This is a genomic window from Parasediminibacterium paludis (assembly GCF_042651445.1).
Lineage (GTDB): Bacteria > Bacteroidota > Bacteroidia > Chitinophagales > Chitinophagaceae > Parasediminibacterium > Parasediminibacterium paludis.
Window position 1 is genome coordinate 328929 of sequence record NZ_JBHSDC010000003.1, and the last position, 19100, is coordinate 348028.

At 37.1% G+C, this 19100-nt stretch carries 12 protein-coding genes; 8 read left to right on the top strand and 4 right to left on the bottom strand.

The genetic code is table 11. The annotated features are described in order from the left end of the window. Positions 1-180: 180 nt before the first annotated feature. The gene (locus ACFOW1_RS05090; protein ID WP_379012640.1) at positions 181-1548 is read right to left on the bottom strand and encodes an outer membrane beta-barrel protein; all 1368 of its coding nucleotides are present in this window, start codon (positions 1546-1548) and stop codon (positions 181-183) included. Between the two features lie 1046 nt (positions 1549-2594). Further along, entirely contained in the window at positions 2595-3431 is an 837-nt protein-coding gene (locus ACFOW1_RS05095) for an aminotransferase class IV (protein ID WP_379012641.1), read from the bottom strand. A gap of 176 nt (positions 3432-3607) precedes the next feature. Between ACFOW1_RS05095 and ACFOW1_RS05100 the strand changes: the two genes are divergently transcribed. The 6 genes from ACFOW1_RS05100 to ACFOW1_RS05125 all read left to right on the top strand — a co-directional run bounded on the left by ACFOW1_RS05100 (position 3608) and on the right by ACFOW1_RS05125 (position 10204). Then, the gene (locus ACFOW1_RS05100) at positions 3608-4705 is read left to right on the top strand and encodes a Nif3-like dinuclear metal center hexameric protein (RefSeq protein ID WP_379012642.1); all 1098 of its coding nucleotides are present in this window, start codon (positions 3608-3610) and stop codon (positions 4703-4705) included. 178 nt (positions 4706-4883) lie between these two features. Continuing rightward, on the top strand, positions 4884-5639 hold the full coding sequence (locus ACFOW1_RS05105; protein ID WP_379012643.1) for a zinc ribbon domain-containing protein: 756 nt from the start codon (positions 4884-4886) through the stop codon (positions 5637-5639). Positions 5640-5704: 65 nt separating this feature from the next. Continuing rightward, positions 5705-7195, top strand: a complete 1491-nt coding sequence (locus ACFOW1_RS05110; RefSeq protein WP_379012644.1) for a tetratricopeptide repeat protein — start codon at positions 5705-5707, stop codon at positions 7193-7195. Positions 7196-7285: 90 nt separating this feature from the next. Then, positions 7286-8941, top strand: coding sequence for a DNA repair protein RecN (recN, locus tag ACFOW1_RS05115; RefSeq protein WP_379012645.1), 1656 nt, complete (start codon positions 7286-7288; stop codon positions 8939-8941). A 107-nt stretch (positions 8942-9048) separates the two neighbouring features. Beyond that, positions 9049-9864 carry an enoyl-ACP reductase FabI gene (locus ACFOW1_RS05120; RefSeq protein WP_379012646.1) on the top strand — a complete coding sequence of 272 codons (816 nt, stop codon included), beginning with the start codon at positions 9049-9051 and terminating at the stop codon, positions 9862-9864. 79 nt (positions 9865-9943) lie between these two features. Further along, positions 9944-10204, top strand: a complete 261-nt coding sequence (locus ACFOW1_RS05125; protein ID WP_379012647.1) for a SemiSWEET family sugar transporter — start codon at positions 9944-9946, stop codon at positions 10202-10204. A 6-nt stretch (positions 10205-10210) separates the two neighbouring features. Here ACFOW1_RS05125 and ACFOW1_RS05130 read toward each other — a convergent pair whose 3' ends face one another. Next, positions 10211-10942, bottom strand: a complete 732-nt coding sequence (locus ACFOW1_RS05130; protein ID WP_379012648.1) for a ferredoxin--NADP reductase — start codon at positions 10940-10942, stop codon at positions 10211-10213. A 170-nt stretch (positions 10943-11112) separates the two neighbouring features. Continuing rightward, positions 11113-14964: a S8 family serine peptidase gene (locus ACFOW1_RS05135; RefSeq protein WP_379012649.1), complete on the bottom strand. Its 3852-nt coding sequence runs from the start codon at positions 14962-14964 to the stop codon at positions 11113-11115. Between the two features lie 82 nt (positions 14965-15046). On the opposite strand from ACFOW1_RS05135, the gene ACFOW1_RS05140 reads away from it, so the two are divergent. Beyond that, positions 15047-15511, top strand: a complete 465-nt coding sequence (locus ACFOW1_RS05140) for a hypothetical protein (protein ID WP_379012650.1) — start codon at positions 15047-15049, stop codon at positions 15509-15511. A gap of 87 nt (positions 15512-15598) precedes the next feature. Then, the gene (gene mfd / locus ACFOW1_RS05145) at positions 15599-19099 is read left to right on the top strand and encodes a transcription-repair coupling factor (RefSeq protein ID WP_379012651.1); all 3501 of its coding nucleotides are present in this window, start codon (positions 15599-15601) and stop codon (positions 19097-19099) included. Position 19100: the final 1 nt, after the last annotated feature.

The window sequence follows — 19100 nt, forward strand, 5'->3', positions numbered from 1 at the left end:
TTGTGAATAAGACAAGCGCATATTACATTGTGCTATTAAAGAAAGTAATGGTTTTGTAAAGTAAAAGATTTATAACCCACCGTAAGCAAATCATCTTTTAAGCATGATTGATACTTACGGTGGGTTAATTATTTTTTTGATCCAAATAGTTACTAGAAAGGTTAATATTTTTTTGAACATTTAGAACCTAACCACCATCGCTAGGATAAATCTTGATTCAGATTTTACTAGGTCGGGCGTCCAAGTTGGTGGATTACTACTGCCTGTTAAGGCTGCGGTATAGCCTGATGGAGATGTTACGCCACCTGGTCCAGCAAAATAAGGCACGTTGGCTTCGCGGTGTACAAATTCTACTTTCCAAGTAATGTAATCGTTGGGCATAAAGTCAAAAGTGGTAGAAGCATCCCAGGCATCAAATTTGTCACCGATATTAGCAGTAAAAGGATTAGAGCCATAAGGCGGTACAGAAGAAGCCTCACCAGTGGGCGATAATACGAGATAGCGACCAGGGTTGTGCATATAACCACCACCTACGTTCCAAGCGAATTTGTCGCCAAACCAAATGCGGTGATATACCATGCCACTGATAAAGTTTTGAGCCGGAGCAGTACCATCTTTACTACCAAAAGGCGTTACACCACCCCCATTTTCAAAGCCAATATCGCCCGTAATACTAAAAGCAGCTTTAGTGGCACCTTTGGCCTTAGGATTGTTGTAGTAACGTAATTGAAAGCTATTATCACTATGAAAACGGGTACGTTTCGGTAAACCAGCGGCATCTGAGCCCACATAATCATTGGTAATAAAGCTCATGTATTCTTTTGGCGCATATTTAACAGAAAAACCCATACCAGGCATTTTATTAAACTTGGCGTAAGACTGCCAGCCGTTAATAAACCAAGCTTCAATTTTAAGCTTTTCGGTAGGAAACATTTGCAACCTTACACCATTAAAAAACCATGGCGTATTGTCAGACGTATAAGAGGGTTGATAGCTCCAATTCTCAAAGTTGTTATAAGACATTAACCCAATGTAAGACATGAAAATACCCGCATCTAAATTGATGCCATGCCATTTATCCCAATGGTAACCACCATAAGCTTCGCTTATATATTTGTAAGCATCTGCTAAGTTGTATTGACCGTGGTATTGACTCACATCATTTCTTGGTACAACAGTAGATCGGGTACCAAACTGCGTCATAAACCTACCACGTACATTATTGTAATGAAAATCACCACCAATGCCTACAAAAGATACCTGTATCTCGCCATTACGTGACAAGGCTGTAGAACCAACAACGGTATTGTCTATTGGCTGATGGTTGGATTGGGTGTAGTTTACGTCAAACGTAACGCTTCCGGTAAAATACTTTGAATCTAGCAACGCACTTTTTTGGCGGTTGTTACCGTTTTGCCAGCCAAAATCGCCAAATGCGAATGGTTCGCTGGCAGGTACTTTGGATGGAATTGTTTTGGTAGTATCTTGTGCTTGTGAATGTAACACTAGGCTTGTTACAATCAATAATAGGCTAATTTGCTTAATCATATTTTTGTATAGTTTATAAATTTTATTTTTATTAATTGTATGAGACGCGAAACCCAAGGTGTTAAGAAAAACTATTTAATTGCTTCTTCAATAATTGCATCAACTTTAAACAAATAGTGGGTTTTGTCAAAAGCTGTTAGCTGGTCGTCATGTTTAAATTCGATATCTAATAAGTCATGCTATTTGATATTATTGATGAACGTGATGAACGCTTTTTTTAAGTTTGTAGCTTGTCAATACGGTTGGTAGTAAAAAATACTGTTTTGCAGTAACAATAGATTCGTCTTGATGTACACTGGTATTTTTCGGAAAAATCCAGAGAGCGCCCTTTTCGAATAATATATAAGCTTCTTTACTATAAAATCATAATCGTTGCTTGTCGCATTTAGTAATACCATAAATGCTGTCTTTATTAAGTTTGATTTGTTGGTTATCCTTCTTAATTGTAATAAATGACACTTCTAAAAACTCATTTAGAGTAATGCTTTTACAGTCAGTTGTTTCGAAAGATAATTTATTGTGTAGGTAATCGTCATACGTTAGATAAGCACCTGGTTTTTGTTTGACTATTTACTGAAAGTGCTGCTATTCGGCACAGCCCTGCTCTAATCTTTTTCATGCTTGTTGTTTGATATTTTAAATAGTAGGGCGTAATTCAAACTTGTCTATCTATATGGAAATACGCATTAGCTAAACAAATATTTGACTGCTTTCAGCCAATTGATACGCTAGTAGTACAACGGATAGTTTGCAATAGCAATGCCAATACGAGTGAGGATGATAAAAATCTATCTCGGAAAGGCTGGTGTTTATTGGGCTACAGCGATTATTGGCAAATAAATAGGCTTGTAGATTTACCTCAAAATAGCTACCATTTTGGAAGAGTAGTTATCGAAATGAAAGGCTTAGATCGATAAATCGGTATTTTGAAGATGTGATGTATTAAAGAAAACTCACTTTTTAGAAAGATGGTTTTACTTATTTCAGATATGAATTAATTGTCGTTTGCAACAACCTAGACAGATACTGTATTTAAAATATCATATTTAAAACAGCGATTTCACAAATTGCTTGTGCAATAGACCACTTAAAGCATTGGTGTAATGACTGTTTTGCAATTGTTTTACCCATCTAATACCATAAATGCCATTGGTTAAAAAGAGTTCCTGTGCTTGTAGCAAAGCATCGGTAGTAATGGTGGTTTCTTCGACCGGCATATTATTAGCGCGTAATTGTGTAAGCAAATGCCTACGCATCACGCCATTGACACAGCCTTCTTGCAAGCTAGGCGTTTGAACCACACCATCGGACATAATAAATATATTGGCTATGGTAGCATCGGCCACACGTTGGTATGGGTTTAGCAAAATAGCGTCGTTTACATGCTGTTTTTTTGCCCACAAGGCAGCCATGGCATAGCCTAAATAATTATTGCTTTTTACCTGCGAAAAACGGTCGCAAGCTTTAATGGCATCTGTGAAAATATCTAGCACCAAGCCATTCTCGTTTAGCAAGTTATTGGCAGGGTTTAAATCCCAAGTTTGAATGAGGTAGTTGGGGAACATATTTTGTGGGTCGAACAAGCCACCATCGCCACGGTAAATAGTGAGGCGAATTCTTGCCAATTTATTGTGGTAATTACGCTTAGCAAGTTCAATAATTTGTGTTTGTAAGTAATCAGCTGTTAAAAAATTAGGCACGTCAAATTGTAGCAAAGCCAAAGACGCAAACAAACGTTCAAAATGATAATCAGCTAGTAATATTTTGCCATCCACCATTTTCATGGTTTCAAAAAAGCCATCACCATAGCGAAAAGAGCGGTTATTGGGAGAAATACTCGCTGTTGTTTCCTTAATTATTTTGCCATTCTGATTAAGATACATGTATGATTTGAATGATTATAATGAATTGAATGATGTCGATAGTTTGCTTTTGCAAATAACGTCGAATTGGAATACATTGTTTGTCAAGTTTAAAATCAAGGTGATACTTATTGTACTAGTCTTAAAAATCATAGCCAATCATTCAAATCAATAACATCAGCGGTTACATTTGCTATATGACTATTGCCAATATTATTGCTACGCTAGAACAAGTAGCCCCAACGGCTTATCAAGAAAGTTATGATAACAGTGGGCTTATTACAGGAAACACCTCTTGGTTATGTACAGGTGCTTTATGTACGCTGGATGCTACTGAAGCGGTAATATTAGAGGCGGTAGCCAAAGGTTGTAACCTTGTGGTGGCACATCATCCTATTGTATTTAGTGGCTTAAAGAAAATTACAGGCAAAAATTATGTAGAGCAAACCATTATTGCTGCCATTAAACACGATGTGGCTATTTATGCCATTCATACCAATCTAGATAGTGTACTTGATGGCGTAAATGGGAAAATTGCTGACACCATTGGTTTGGTAAATACACAGATTTTACAGCCTAAAAGCAATGCCTTGGCCAAGTTATTTACGTATGTGCCCTATGGTTATGTAGATGCGGTAAGAGCAGCGATTTTTGATGCGGGTGCTGGCAATATTGGTAATTACAGTGACTGTAGTTTTGGTGTAGAAGGCATTGGTACGTTTAAAGCGGCTGAAGGTACGAACCCTTTTGTAGGTGATATTGGTAAAAGACACGAGGAAAGAGAAATAAAATTAGAAGTTGTTTTTCCAAGTTATTTAAGTAGCAAAGTGGTGGCGGCCTTGCAAGCTGCACACCCTTACGAAGAAGTGGCTTATGATATAGTACCGCTTGCTAATGCCTTTACAACAGTTGGTAGTGGTTTGGTAGGGGAGCTAGCAGCACCAATAGATGAGTTAACTTTTTTGCAACACATAAAACAAGCTTTTGGATTAACAGTAATAAAACACACTGCATTGTTGGGTAAGCCGATACAAAAGGTGGCGGTTTGCGGAGGTGCTGGTAGCTTTTTAATAGCCACGGCAAAAGCTGCCAAAGCAGATATTTATATTACAAGCGATATAAAATATCACGAATTTTTTGATGCTGAAAACAAGCTGATAATTGCCGATATTGGTCATTGGGAAAGCGAACAGTTTACGCCAGATTTAATAATTGCTATTTTACAGCGTAAATTTCCTACTTTTGCCGTCCTTAAAAGTGAGGTGGTTACTAATCCTGTGGGATATTTTGTGTAGAGATTGAGTGAAAAGTGAAACGTAAAACGCGAAAAAAAAATTTCGTTTTACGATGCACAATTAAGGATGGTGATAAAAGTGCTAAACGTTGAAGTGTGCGACGCAACATAAGCCAGATAAGGATTACAGCACTTGGTGACCAAAGAAAATATCATACAATTTAAACAGTATACAAGTTATGGCTTCAGTTAAAGATTATTCTGTTGAGGAAAAATTAGTAGGCTTAATTAAGCTTCAAAAAATTGACAGCAAGTTAGACGAAATCCAAATTTTGAAGGGTGAGTTGCCGATGGAAGTAAGTGATTTGGAAGACGAAATTCAAGGTTTGCATGCCCGTAGAACGCGTATTGAAGAAGAAATTAACGGTATTACCGAATTTATTGAAGGTAAGAAAAACTTTATTAAAGAAGGCGAAGCGACTTTGAAAAAGTACGAAAAACAAAGCGATAATGTAAAAAATAGTCGTGAGTTTGAGGCTTTGAACAAAGAGATAGAGATGATGCAACTTGAAAACAAGTTAGCAGAAAAACATATTCGTGATGCAAATGAAGATTTGGCTGACAAAGCCAAAGCTTTAGACGCCTCTAAAAAGCAAATTGCTACTAAAGAAGGTGTGCTAAACCACAAGAAGGGCGAATTAGATAAAATTATTGCTGAAACTGAAAAAGAAGAAGCCCATTTTAGAGGTTTGTCAGACGGCGCACGTGCAGCCGTAGATGAGCGTTTATTGTACAGTTACGATAGAATTAGAAAAAATTACCGTAATGGTTTAAGCGTAGTGCCTGTAGAACGTGATGCTTGTGGTGGTTGTTTTAATGCCATCCCACCGCAACGTCAAAGTGAAATTAGATTACATAAAAAGGTAATAGTATGTGAAAACTGCGGACGTATTTTGGTAGACGCTGACTTGAACGACAGTGTGGACGTGAAATAGTTATTTAACAGATAATATTTGATGTGAAGGGCGGCTATATGGCTGCCCTTCTTTATTTTCGAGCCATGATAAAGCGGTTTTTATTTTGTATTTGTGTGGTGCTTATTTCAATTTCGGCCAATGCGCAAAAAGTGTATGAGTTTAATAGCACTTGTCAGCAAGCATATTTGGAAATATCTAAACTAAAATTCATCAATGCAAAAGTGTTGCTAGATAAAGCGAAGCAACAAAACCCCAATAATTTAATCCCTACTTTACTAGAAAATTATATAGATTTTTTCCCGCTTTTTTTAAGTGAGGATGCAGATGAATATGCTAAGTTCAAAATCCGTATTGCAGAGCGTATTGCACTTTTAGAAACTGGGCCACAAACCTCACCATTTTATAAATTTTCGCTTAGTGTGGTGTACATGCAAAAAGCTGCAATCGAAATAAAATTCGTAGAAAACTGGCGAGCTGGCTGGGATATACGTAAGAGCTTTCAATTGATAAAAGAGAACAAAAAAACCTTTACCACCTTTGCCCCTAATGATTTGGTAATGGGCATTTTACAGTCGGTTACAGCTATTGTACCTAAAGGCTATGCCGCTTTAGTCTCATTACTTGGCATGAGTGGTTCTATGACAGAAGGCATGAAACTTGTTAATAATTTTATGAATAGTAGCGATCCGTACGCTAAGTTGATGAACGCGGAAGGAACGCTGGTATATTGCTACTTGGCGTTTTTCTTGCAAAATAAACATGCTGAAGTATTTGCATTGATAAAAAATAAGAAACTAGATATTGTAAATAATTTGTCATTGGCTTATATGGCTTCCAATTTAGCCATTAATGATAAGCAAATTGATTATGCGAAAAGTATTATTCTCAATAGAAACAAATCTGCTGACTACCTACAAATTGCAGCATGGGATTATGAATTAGCTCATGTAAAATTGTACCGCCAAGAGTTTCAAGAAGCAGCCCAACATTTTGAAACGTATTTGGCTAATTTTAAAGGTAATTTCTATATAAAAGATACATATTTAAAATTGAGTTGGTGCTATTATTTGCAAGGCAATATGACCGCCGCCGAGGTTGCAAGAAACAATGTGATAAAGAAAGGCGCTTTGTACACCGATGCAGATAAACAAGCATTTCAAGAAGCAAAAACAGGAACTTGGCAAAATATTACATTGTTAAAAGCAAGGCTGCTAAATGATGGCGGCTTGAATAAAGAAGCCTTGCAGGTGTTGAATGCAAAAGGAATTGCTAGTTTTACAAAAGAGGAAGAAAAAATACAATTTAACTACCGCTATGCCCGTATAAATGACGATATGCACAACGATATCGAAGCCATACAATACTATCTTAAAACCATAGAAACGGGGGCAAATAGAAAAGAGTATTTCGCAGCAAGGGCAGCCTTACAACTTGGCGAAATTTATGAGCGACAAAACAAAAAAACGATAGCTGTATCCTATTTTCAGCAATGTTTAGATATGAAAGACCATGAGTACAAAAATTCGCTAGATCAAAAGGCTAAAGCAGCTATTGCAAGGTGCACGGGTGAGTAATTAACCGCTGATTGAAATGATTTTTAGGATATACATGATTTTCAGAAAGGCTTACCTAATTTTGGCAAGATCAATTTAATTTACGGAGAAGTGCTAAAAAAGTTACATATACAGAACTACGCCATTATTGACGAAATTGATATTCAATTTTCCAATAAACTTAATATTATTACTGGTGAAACTGGCGCAGGTAAAAGTATTTTAATGGGTGCATTAAGTCTTATTCTTGGTGAGCGTGCAGATACAAGTGCCTTAAAAGTGAACGATAAAAAATGCGTGATTGAAGGCTTTTTTAGTATAGATGATAAACCCGCTATCAAGCAATTTTTAAAAGATAACGAACTCGATATAGAAGAAGAATTGGTAGTGCGGAGAGAGATTGCTGTGAGTGGTAAATCAAGAGCTTTTGTGAATGATACACCTACCACTGTACAACAGCTAAAAGAGTTGGCTTCGTTGTTGGTTGATTTACACCGTCAGTTTGATACATTAGAGCTTGGTGATGAAGATTTTCAACGTGAAGTAATAGATGCTTTGGCTAATAATCTCGACTTAGTACAAACGTATCAAACGCAATACAGGCAATGGTTGCAAGCTACTAAAACCTTGCAAGAACTACAAGCTCAGAAAGCTGCATTTAATAAAGAACTAGATTATCATCAGTTTTTGTATGATGAATTGGAAGAGGTAAGTCTGCAAGAAAATGAGTTGGAAGATTTAGATGCAGAATTGAATTTGCTAAGCAATAGTGAAGGCATTAAAACGGCTTTGACTAAAACATATTTCGATTTGAAAGAAAGCGAACAGCCGATTGTTATTTCGCTTAAGCAACTCATTAATCAGTTAAATAATTATGCGAGTTATCATCATGATTTGCCTGATGTTATTAAGCGGTTACAATCTACACATATCGAATTACAAGATATTGCAGAAGAAGTTGAGCGTATTAATGATGCTATTCATTTTGATGAAAAACGGATTGAATTTATTAATGAACGCTTGGCTGTTGGGTATAAATTATTGAAGAAACATGGAGTGAAATCTACGGCAGAAATTTTAACCATTCAAGCCGAATTGCGAAATAAACTTCAAGCGGTTTTAAATATTGATGATGCCATTTTGCAAAAAGAAAAAGCAGTAGCACAATTATTACAGCAAGCAATCAAAACCGCTGAAACATTGGCTGCTAAAAGATTACAGCAAGTAGCACCTTTAGAAAAAAACGTGAACCATTTGTTACACCAAGTAGGTATGCCAAATGCTAGATTGAAAGTACAGATAAAAGACTCCGCTTTGAATTTGTATGGTAAAAACGAGATAGAGCTTTTGTTTGATGCCAATAAAAGCAACCGCTTTGAACCTATAAGAAAAGTTGCTAGTGGTGGTGAATTGAGCAGGTTGATGTTATGTATTAAGAGTTTGGTTGCAAAAAGTATGGATTTGCCAACCATGATTTTTGATGAAATAGATAGTGGCATTAGTGGCGAAGCAGCTAAGCAAGTAGGTGCTATTATGAAGGATCTGGCTACAAATCGTCAAATTATTTGTATTACACACCAACCACAAATTGCAGGCAAGGCCAATGCACATTATTTTGTGTACAAAGAAATTAAAGGAGAAGCCGTAAAAACCAATATCCGCTTATTATCAAATGATGAGCGCATTACTGCAATCGCACAAATGCTGAGTGGCGAAAAACCAACAGCAGCTGCTTTAGAAAATGCACGAGAAATGGTGATGAATTAAAATCATCTGAATCTAGTTTTTTGCGATTGATAAGATTAGAATGATTTCTTTACATTTACCGCCACATAAATCGTACTTCGTACATCAAACATCACAAAATAATTGCTATGGCATACAACTTATTAAAAGGTAAACGTGGTATCATATCAGGTGCATTAGATGAAAACTCCATTGCATGGAAAGTGGCAGAAAAAGCACATGAAGAGGGCGCAACATTTGTATTAACCAATGCACCTATTGCCATGCGTATGGGTGAAATAAATAAACTGGCAGAAGCTACAGGCTCCCAAATTATTCCTGCTGATGCAACAAGTGTAGAAGATTTAGAAAACTTATTTACCAAATCCCAAGAAATATTGGGTGGCAAAGTAGATTTTGTATTGCACTCAATTGGCATGAGCGTGAATATTCGTAAAAAAATTCCTTACACCGAATCTAATTACGAATTTTTCCAAAAAGGTATCGATGTATCCGCTTTGTCTTTTCATAAAATGCTAGCAGTAGCTAAAAAATTAGATGCTATTAACGAATGGGGTAGTGTAGTGGCCTTGACTTATATGGCAGCACAACGCACCTATCCTTTTTATACTGATATGGCAGATATTAAAGCGATGTTAGAAAGTATCGCTCGTAGCTTTGGTTATCATTATGGTGTAGACAAAAAAGTGCGTATTAATACGGTTTCTCAATCGCCTACAAAAACCACTGCAGGCAGCGGTATTAAAGGCTTTGGCGATTTCTTTGATTATGCCAATGCTATTGCCCCATTGGGTAATGCAACTGCTGAAGATTGTGCTAATTACTGCATTACGTTATTTTCAGATTTAACCAAAATGGTTACTATGCAAAACTTATTCCATGATGGTGGCTACTCTACCACAGGTGTAAGTAGCGAAGTATTAAGTAAATTCGGTATTGAATAGTATTTTTTAATTGATGATTTGAGATTTAAAAACATTATAAATCTCAAATCATCAATCTTACATCATCAATTCCCTTATCATGCCTTTTATAGAATACGTTGGTTTGTTTGGTGCATTTTTAAGTGCTATTACTTTTATACCACAAGTAATTCATGCGTATAAAACCAAAAGTGTCGGCGATTTAAGTTGGGGCATGTTATGGATTGTATTTACGAGCGTTATCGTTTGGCTAGTGTATGGTTTTTATCTGCATTTACTACCAGTTATTATTGCTAATAGTATAATACTTGTTCTATCAGTCGTATTGTTGTATTTCAAAGCAACTTTCAAGAACCACTAGGAAACACTATCCATACAATTCAAAGTGAATGTCTTTTTTCTCATAACCGAGTTGTACAATTTTCTCTCTCGCTTCATCTATCATTTCTTTCCACCCACATAGATAAAAATTGGCTGGTGTAAAATTATTTTCTTGGATAATTTTCTCGTACACAGCATGTACATAACCTCTACTAAAGCCATTAGGTACATCAGTAACTTTTGAAAATGTGGGCTGGTAAAAGAAATTTGGTTCATTGACTGCAAGTGTTATCATCTCATCTTTATACAAAGCATCTAGCAAAGTTCTACAACCAAAAATGAGGTAGATATTTTTGTGGGGTATTTTATTCTTATGAATATAATGAACCATGGAACGAAACGGTGCAATACCAGTACCTGTGCAAATGAGGTATAAATCTTTATCTAAAACTGATGGCATGGTAAATACACCTACTGGTCCTCGGAGCATGATTTCTGTACCCACATCAGCACCTTTAAATAAATAAGTGGTACCAAGCCCGTCTGGGAGTAATACAATAATGAGTTCAAAAGTATTAGTGCCGTTTGGTGCTGAAGCAATTGAATAACTGCGCCAACGTTTATTTTTTTGTTCGTGAATAGGTAAGTCTAATGTTACAAATTGACCAGGTTTAAAGTCGAATATTTCCATTTCTGGGATGGTTATAAAAAATCTACGCGTTGTGGGAGTAGCTTGTTCTATTTTGGTAATAATACCCTTTCTCCATGGCTCTAACATAAAGTGTCATTTTATAGGTTAATAATGAAGCACAACTTGTTTTATAAGAGAATTGATGGTTGTATTTAAACCATCGCTTTTGCTAATATACTTCTTTATCAACGAAAGCGATTACAATAAAAAACCCCGCAGTTTGCGAGGCTTTTTATTGGTAATTTTATCTCAACTTTTTATTTTACAATAAACAACTTACTGCGATATACTTTATTACCATGTTGTATTTTAAGAACATAATTGCCACTCGCAACATTGCCAGTTGTAAATTGTTCTGAGAATGTACCCACAAAGTTTGGATAAGATTTAGTAAATACCGTTTTGCCAGATATGTCTAACAAAGCAATCTCTAAATCGTCTTTACTATTGACTTTGAAACTCACTTTAAATACCCCATTGTTAGGATTTGGTGTAGTTGTTAAACCAATTTCTGTATTGCTTACGTTTATAACGCCTGTAGTAGCGGTTAATTGTAATGTATCAGATGTAGCTATACAACCATTTGCATCAGCTCCAGTCACCGAATATCCACCTGAATAGATAGGTTTAATTCGGGTTGAATTGGCTCCAGTAATAGAATTACCATTAAGGTACCACTGTATGGAACTTACAGCATTTGTTTGTAAACTATCTAATGCTGCACCTGCTTTTACTATAGTAGGCCTTGCAGTTGAAGTGCCTACAACAGCGCCTCTTTCGCTCACATTATCTACTGTTCTTATTTTTAAGTCGTAGAAATAGTAATAAAAACTTGGATAGGAAGAAGCGGTGCTACCAGCTTGTACACTATTACCAGTTAATGAGAAAATACCATTTGCGGCTGTAAACGGATACAAACTTGGTGATTGTGGCAAGTTATTATTTCTGAAGATGTTGACACTGTCTATGCTATTTGTAATAACACTACTTGCTTTTAGTGCATAGCTAATAGTAGCACCCGTATTTGGCAGTGACATACCTAAATAATAGATAGCCCCCGTGTCTAATGCATCTACGGTATTTACGGTTCCAGATAATGGTGTTGGATGCGAAGAATATACGCTAACTGGTGTAGCGCCTAAATCGTAGTAAGAATAGCCTGTTGCAGACTCGGCAGCTATATTGTACAGATTGATATTGATGGTACCTGAGTAGTGTGTAAATAATCTAACGCTCTCTAAAATAACAGGTGTAGTGGCAGAATATTTCATATAGTTGCCGCCAGGAGATTGATAACCGCCGCCACCTGGATAGTCGTTTTTAGACCTGATACCAACACTTGCTCTAGCGCCACTTTCTACATACACGGTATTGTTAGCAGGTTTGGTAGATAATGTTAAAACAGAACCAGTACCTATTGGTGTAGTTGCAGTAGGCGAGTCATACCAGAAATAATTAACACCAGAAACAGGATTGGTTATTTTAAAGGTTGCAGATGTAGATGAACAAATAACGCCAGTGGCTGCTGGTGCTGGTGCTTTTGCAGCAATAGCAATACTATTGGTTAAGGTATTATTACTGGTATCTTGATCGCCTGGGGCGGTTGCAGTTATAGCAATAGTGTAAGTAGTGCCAGGTAATGCATTGAATGTTTTTTGGAACGTGTAAACAATACTACTACCAGCAGGTACTGTAATAGGACAGTTTACACTTACCGTTGCAATGGTTGTGCCGCCAGTAAGTACAGTAGCTGTCAGTGGCACATTTACTTGATCGGTGGAACCATTATTTTTTAATCTTACTGCAATTAATTGACCTGAGTTGCTGCTACTACCTGTAATTGGTGTTACAATTTCTGCAACAGCAATATCATTTGATGGTGCAACCACTCTTAAACGATAGTCTTGGGTTTCACCATTAGCATATATACCACAAGAATTAATATCGTTTGCGTTTGATGTTTCTTGTGCGATGACACGCATGATTGCGTAACTACCTTTCGTAATATTTAAAGGTGTAGTAATAGTGGTGGTATAAGTATTTCCATTCGTAAGTACACCACTTGTAGCAACTAATTCGCCAGCATCTGTAAATACGCCATTATTGTTATAATCAATAAATACTTTTACTATTTTATTGGCATTTGTACCATCGCAACTATTCACTTTCACAGATAAAGGTATGGCCTTGTTTGGCTCAATATCGCCTGTTATATTGGTAAAATCTTTGTAGCTTGTACAGCCTGCAGCGTTTTTATTTTGAATGTTTGAAAAACCAACGCTATCAATTCTTGTACCAGTAGTACTTGTTGGTGCTGAAGTGCAATAAGCTGTACCGCCCACTCCGCTTACTAAAAGTGAATAGGCTTGAGAACCGCCAGATAATGTGCCTTTATGACTTACCGTAATGGTGTAGGTTTGGCCAGGAATAACGCTGTCAATATCTACTCGTTCAACATTGTCTCTAATATTATCACCTTTGGTAGCCGCGCCAGAAGGGTTATTGGGATCTAAAATCCAAGGCATATAGGTAGAGGAACCTTTGGTAATTCTGATATCTAAATCATTCACTAATTTAATCGTTCTATCATTTAATGCATTCGCAACTGGTGTTACCGCGCCACTTACATCTGTCCAACATATTGTGGCAGATAACTGGCCTTTACCACTAGCTACAACTGTTTTAGAGAATGTGCCACCATTTACTAAAATATTTTCATACAATAAGTGCTGGCTTGTAGCGGCGTTATTAGAATTAATTGCGGCTTTAATAACGGCTGCACCTTTTTCTACATTTAATAAACCCCAACCAAAACGATAGTCTGGCCCTGGCGCATCGCCAGCTTCTTCTGCTGTATGAATAGCAAGTCCTTTAAGGGTAGCAGAACGCATAAAAGTGCCTGATTTTAATTGAGAATAATATTCTTGTAGCAATAGTAAAGAACCGGTAGTATTTGGCGTAGCCATAGATGTACCACTTTCAGATTGATAATCGCTATTTCCTGTCGATATACAAGAAGTTACATTTACACCGTCGGCAACTAAATCGGGTTTAATTCTACCGTCATCGGTTGGTCCCCAACTACTAAAATCACTCATAACCACATCGGCGGGTTTACTATAACCACTAGTAATGCCATTTACTGCTCCTATTGTCAAAATATTCTTTGCATTGGCATCTGTAGGAATAATATCATAGCCATCATTGCTGCTAATACCTGCTGGTCTTGCCCCTGCAGAAGCCATTGTACCGCTAGCATCATATCTATAATATGCTGCGCCTACAGCAGGACCATTCTCGCTTCTATTATTACCCGCGGCTTTTACAATTAAGTAGTATGGGGCGTTGTAGGCTATATCATCTAACTGTTTGGCCACAGCGTCGTAGTAGCCAAATTTGTAATCTTCATTATCCCCAAATCTCCCGCGAAATTCCCATCTAGCAGCACTCCCATCGCTTGGGGCAGTATTATAATACCATCCTGAAATAATGCCATATGAGTGATTGGATAAAACTAGGTTTGCTGCAGCACTTGTCATTTCAGAAACATCATTATTAAAGTCGTATGCTAAAATGCCTTGCAATCCGTAAGCCATACCTTTTGCAATAGGATTAACACCAGTTGCCATCATAGTTCCCGTTACGTGTGTGGCATGGTCGCTTAATGTACTAGCGCCATCTACTTGTGTAATTCTACCTACAAGCTCTACGTGGGTAGCCAATACTTGACCACCATCCCATATTGCCAATTTGTTTTTCATATTGGCAGAAGAACCACTTAAGTTCAAACCCGATTCGCCACCCGACCAAAGCTGATTGGCACGTGTAGTTGCTGCGGCAATAATATTATTATATACAGTGTAGTATTTTGGCGACCCATCAGCAAACGTACCTACTAAATAAGCTTTCGAGCCTCTACGACCAGTCAAAACTAATTCCCATCCTTTTTCTTTTGCAAGGGTTAATGTTTTTTGATAATTAGCATATTCGGCCAATTTTATTTCCGCGGCGTTATCTTCAAGTGCTTTTACATTCGTGTTTATCTGTGCAGTTGCAGATAATGCAAGGCTAATGAAGCCAAATGACAGCATTAAAAAACGTTTTGTCATAAATGAGATTTATAAGCTTTTTGTCTAGAGTTTTCTGTATTAAGTGTACTAAAATAGATACTTTTAGCATTAAAACTGTGGTATGCTAAAAAATCTTTTTGGTTTGGTATTAATGGCAGTAACTATTTGCGCATGCGCTTCAACAAAAAATGTAAAAACAGAAATAATGACGCAAGGTATTATTGGGACTGTAGTAGAAATTGTGGGTAACCAAATGCCAATGAAAGGTGAAGATGCGTCAAAACCAAAAGGTATTCAGGCAGAGATTTTAGTATACGAAAAAACGAATATTAATCAAGTTGCAAAAGATCAAGCATCTGGGCTATTTACAAATATTACAACTAAAAAAATAGCAACCGTGGTAAGTGATAGCGCAGGCAAATTTTCTATTACACTTCCTGTAGGTGTCTACTCGCTTTTTGTTAAAATTGGTAATAGTTACTATGCGAATCTGTTTAACCAATTTAATGATATTCAAACTGTTGTGGTAAACAGCGGCACTCTCACCACAACTACTATTCGTATTAACCGCAAAGCAGTTTACTAATCACGGTGTTATTCGTTACTTTCAAAGACACACATACCAATCTTAAGGCTATCTTTGTCATTCTTTCTTACGATAGGAATTGTAGTTATGAATTTGAACGTGTTGTTAGAGAATTACCAAAATTCCCCCCGCCTTTTACAATTGGCGGACAGACTTCTTTTTGCAGATTCGCAAAAACTGTTTCTAAAAAATTTACAAGGTAGTAGTGCTGAGTTTATTGTCGGTGCGGTGTTTTCGCACCCAAAAACGCAAGGTTTAAACCATTTGATTGTACTAAACGATGCAGAAGAAGCTGCCTATTTTCACAATACACTCGAAAACCTAACAAGCGCTCTAGACTTATTTTATTTTCCATCTTCTTTTAAAACGCGTAAAAATTATCGGTTACTCAATTCGTCGCACGTGATGCTACGTACCGAGGCTTTAACCAAGCTGTCTAATGGTGGCAATAAAAAAATCATCATTACCTATCCTGAAGCCATTTTCGAAAAAGTGGTATTGCCTAAAACCTTAAGTGGCAATATTATTTCCATTAAAACCAATGATACCATTAACCTTGATGGCTTGATGGAATTATTTGTCATGTATGGTTTTGTACGTACCGATTTTGTGTACGAACCAGGTCAGTTTGCATTGCGTGGCGGCATTTTAGATATTTATTCTTTTGGTAATGAGAAACCATACCGTGTAGAGTTGTTTGGTAATGATGTTGATAGTATTAGAATTTTTGATCCTGAAACACAATTGAGTGAACGCAAGCTGCTACAAGTAAGCATTATACCCAATGTAGAAACGCAATTTGAAACGGGGGATAAAGTATCGCTAGTAGAATTTTTGCCAGAAAATACCATTGTTTGGTTAAAAGATTGGGATGTTATTAAAGGCAAAATAGAACAAGAAGAAGAAGACCTTGGTTTGTTTTTAGAACGGGCAAACGCCACAAAAGAAGCATTTGGTACAAGTGTAAAACCAAACACGAAACATAAAGTTGAGGAGGAAGAAGACGAAGACGATACCAAAATTTTGAAGGAAGTGTCTTTGCTAGATTTTACACCTGTTGCTACTATCGAAAGGCAAATACAACAACGACATATTGTGGAGTTTGGTAGGCAACAGTCTATGGTCAACAGTCGACAGTCCACAGATTTAGGTGCTGCTATCGAAAATACACCATTGACCATCGACTTCAAAACAAAAGCTCAACCTTCTTTTAACCGCCAGTTCGATTTATTAATTAAGAACCTAAAAGCGCACGAGGCGGATGATTATAGCATCTTCATTTTTGCCGAACAAGCAAAGCAGCTTGAACGCTTACATAGCATTTTTAAAGACCTGAACACCGAAATAAATTTTGTTCCCGTTGCCACTTCTATACATGAAGGTTTTATAGATGAAGACTTAAAAGTGGTGTGCTATACCGACCATCAAATATTTCAGCGTTACCATAAATACCGTGTAAAGAAGGCTTATAATAAAAACAAAGCCATTACACTAAAAACCTTGCGTGACTTGCAGCCTGGCGATTATGTAACACATATTGACCACGGTGTGGGTACTTATAGCGGTTTACAAAAACTAGAGATTAATGGTAAGCTGCAAGAGGCTGTGCGTATCATTTATAAAGACACAGATATTCTATATGTTAACATCAATTCCCTCCATAAAATATCTAAGTATACTGGCAAAGAAGGCACTGTACCCAAGATTAATAAACTAGGTAGCGATGTTTGGAATAAACTAAAAGAAAAGACCAAAGCGAAGGTGAAAGAAATTGCCTTCGATTTGATAAAATTATATGCGCAACGTAAGAGCCAGCAAGGCTTTGCACATGCACCAGATACGTATATGCAAACTGAGCTTGAAGCAAGTTTCATGTACGAAGACACGCCTGACCAAGCTAAGGCTGTTGCCGATGTAAAAGTAGATATGGAAGCACCAAGCCCAATGGATAGATTGGTATGTGGCGATGTTGGCTTTGGTAAAACAGAAGTGGCAATTAGGGCTGCATTTAAAAGCGTGGTGGATGGTAAGCAGGCTGCGGTTTTAGTACCCACAACCATTTTGGCTTTTCAGCATTTTAAAACCTTTAGTGAGCGTTTGAAGGATTTTCCTGTAACGGTAGATTATGTGAATCGCTTTAAATCGGCCAAAGAGAAGAAAGAGACTTTAGAAAAATTAGCCGCTGGCAAAATAGACATCATTGTTGGCACACATGGCTTGCTAGGCAAGGAAGTAAAGTTCAAGGATTTGGGTATCATGATTATTGATGAAGAGCAAAAGTTTGGCGTATCGCATAAAGAGAAGTTGAAAACTTTAAAAACCAATGTTGACTGTTTAACACTCACTGCAACGCCCATCCCACGTACATTACACTTTAGTTTGATGGGTGCAAGAGATTTAAGCATTATCAATACACCGCCACCAAATCGCCAGCCTATACAAACTGAAATACAAGTGTTTAATGCCGATTTTATTCGTGATGCTATTTATTATGAAACCAATCGGGGTGGTCAAGTTTTTTTCATCCATAATCGTGTTCATGGTTTGGGCGAAATGGCAGCACTTATCCAAGCACAATGCCCTGATTTAAGCATAGGCTTTGCACATGGTCAGCTAGAGGGCCATGAATTAGAAGAGCGTATTTTAGATTTTATTGATAAAAAATACGATGTACTCGTTTGTACCAATATCGTAGAAAGTGGTGTAGATATTTCCAATGTAAATACCATTATCATCAATAACGCCCATCATTTTGGCTTAAGCGATTTGCACCAATTGCGTGGTCGTGTGGGTCGAAGTAATAAAAAAGCCTTCTGCTATTTATTGGCACCGCCTATGAGTAGTTTGCCTACCGATAGCCGTAAACGTTTACAAACACTAGAACAATTTAGCGAATTGGGTAGTGGCTTCCAAATTGCGATGCGTGATTTGGATATACGCGGCGCAGGTAATTTATTAGGTGGCGAACAAAGTGGTTTTATGGCTGAGATTGGGTTTGAGATGTACCAAAAAATATTAGAAGAAGCTGTAAGAGAACTCAAACGTACCTCATTTAAAGACTTGTTTAAAGATGAAATTACTCAGCAAGATGATTATGTAAGCGATTGTACCATTGATACAGATTTGGAAATTTTATTGCCTGATAGTTATGTAGAAAGTATTACCGAAAGGCTATCGTTGTATACTCGGTTAGACAACTGCGAAGATGAAGCACAGTTAACGGCTTTTCATGCAGAAATGTTAGACCGTTTTGGGCCAATACCAAGTCAGGTAGAAGATTTGTTTACCACGGTGCGTTGTCGTTGGGCGGGAGTGAATCTTGGTTTTGAGAAGATGACGCTAAAAGATAATACCATGCGTTGCTATTTTATTAACAAGAACGATTCGCCTTATTTTGAATCAGAATTGTTTAAAAATATACTGGCTTATTTACAAACAGGCACTAATAAAGCGCATTTAAAACAAGTTGCTAAAAACTTTTTGCTAGTGGTAAATGATATACGTGGTATGGAAGAAATGTTGCGCTTTTTAACGCTGATGAAGAAAGCGGTGATTAAGGAAGGAGTGGTAGAAAAGGCTGACTCCTAAA

Bases quoted from the DNA above. Each gene is read 5' to 3' on its own strand.
- ACFOW1_RS05090 (WP_379012640.1), bottom strand. From the start codon at position 1,548: ATGATTAAGCAAATTAGCCTATTATTGATTGTAACAAGCCTAGTGTTA.
- ACFOW1_RS05095 (WP_379012641.1), bottom strand. From the start codon at position 3,431: ATGTATCTTAATCAGAATGGCAAAATAATTAAGGAAACAACAGCGAGT.
- ACFOW1_RS05100 (WP_379012642.1), top strand. From the start codon at position 3,608: ATGACTATTGCCAATATTATTGCTACGCTAGAACAAGTAGCCCCAACG.
- ACFOW1_RS05105 (WP_379012643.1), top strand. From the start codon at position 4,884: ATGGCTTCAGTTAAAGATTATTCTGTTGAGGAAAAATTAGTAGGCTTA.
- ACFOW1_RS05110 (WP_379012644.1), top strand. From the start codon at position 5,705: ATGATAAAGCGGTTTTTATTTTGTATTTGTGTGGTGCTTATTTCAATT.
- ACFOW1_RS05120 (WP_379012646.1), top strand. From the start codon at position 9,049: ATGGCATACAACTTATTAAAAGGTAAACGTGGTATCATATCAGGTGCA.
- ACFOW1_RS05125 (WP_379012647.1), top strand. From the start codon at position 9,944: ATGCCTTTTATAGAATACGTTGGTTTGTTTGGTGCATTTTTAAGTGCT.
- ACFOW1_RS05130 (WP_379012648.1), bottom strand. From the start codon at position 10,942: ATGTTAGAGCCATGGAGAAAGGGTATTATTACCAAAATAGAACAAGCT.
- ACFOW1_RS05135 (WP_379012649.1), bottom strand. From the start codon at position 14,964: ATGACAAAACGTTTTTTAATGCTGTCATTTGGCTTCATTAGCCTTGCA.
- ACFOW1_RS05140 (WP_379012650.1), top strand. From the start codon at position 15,047: ATGCTAAAAAATCTTTTTGGTTTGGTATTAATGGCAGTAACTATTTGC.
- mfd (WP_379012651.1), top strand. From the start codon at position 15,599: ATGAATTTGAACGTGTTGTTAGAGAATTACCAAAATTCCCCCCGCCTT.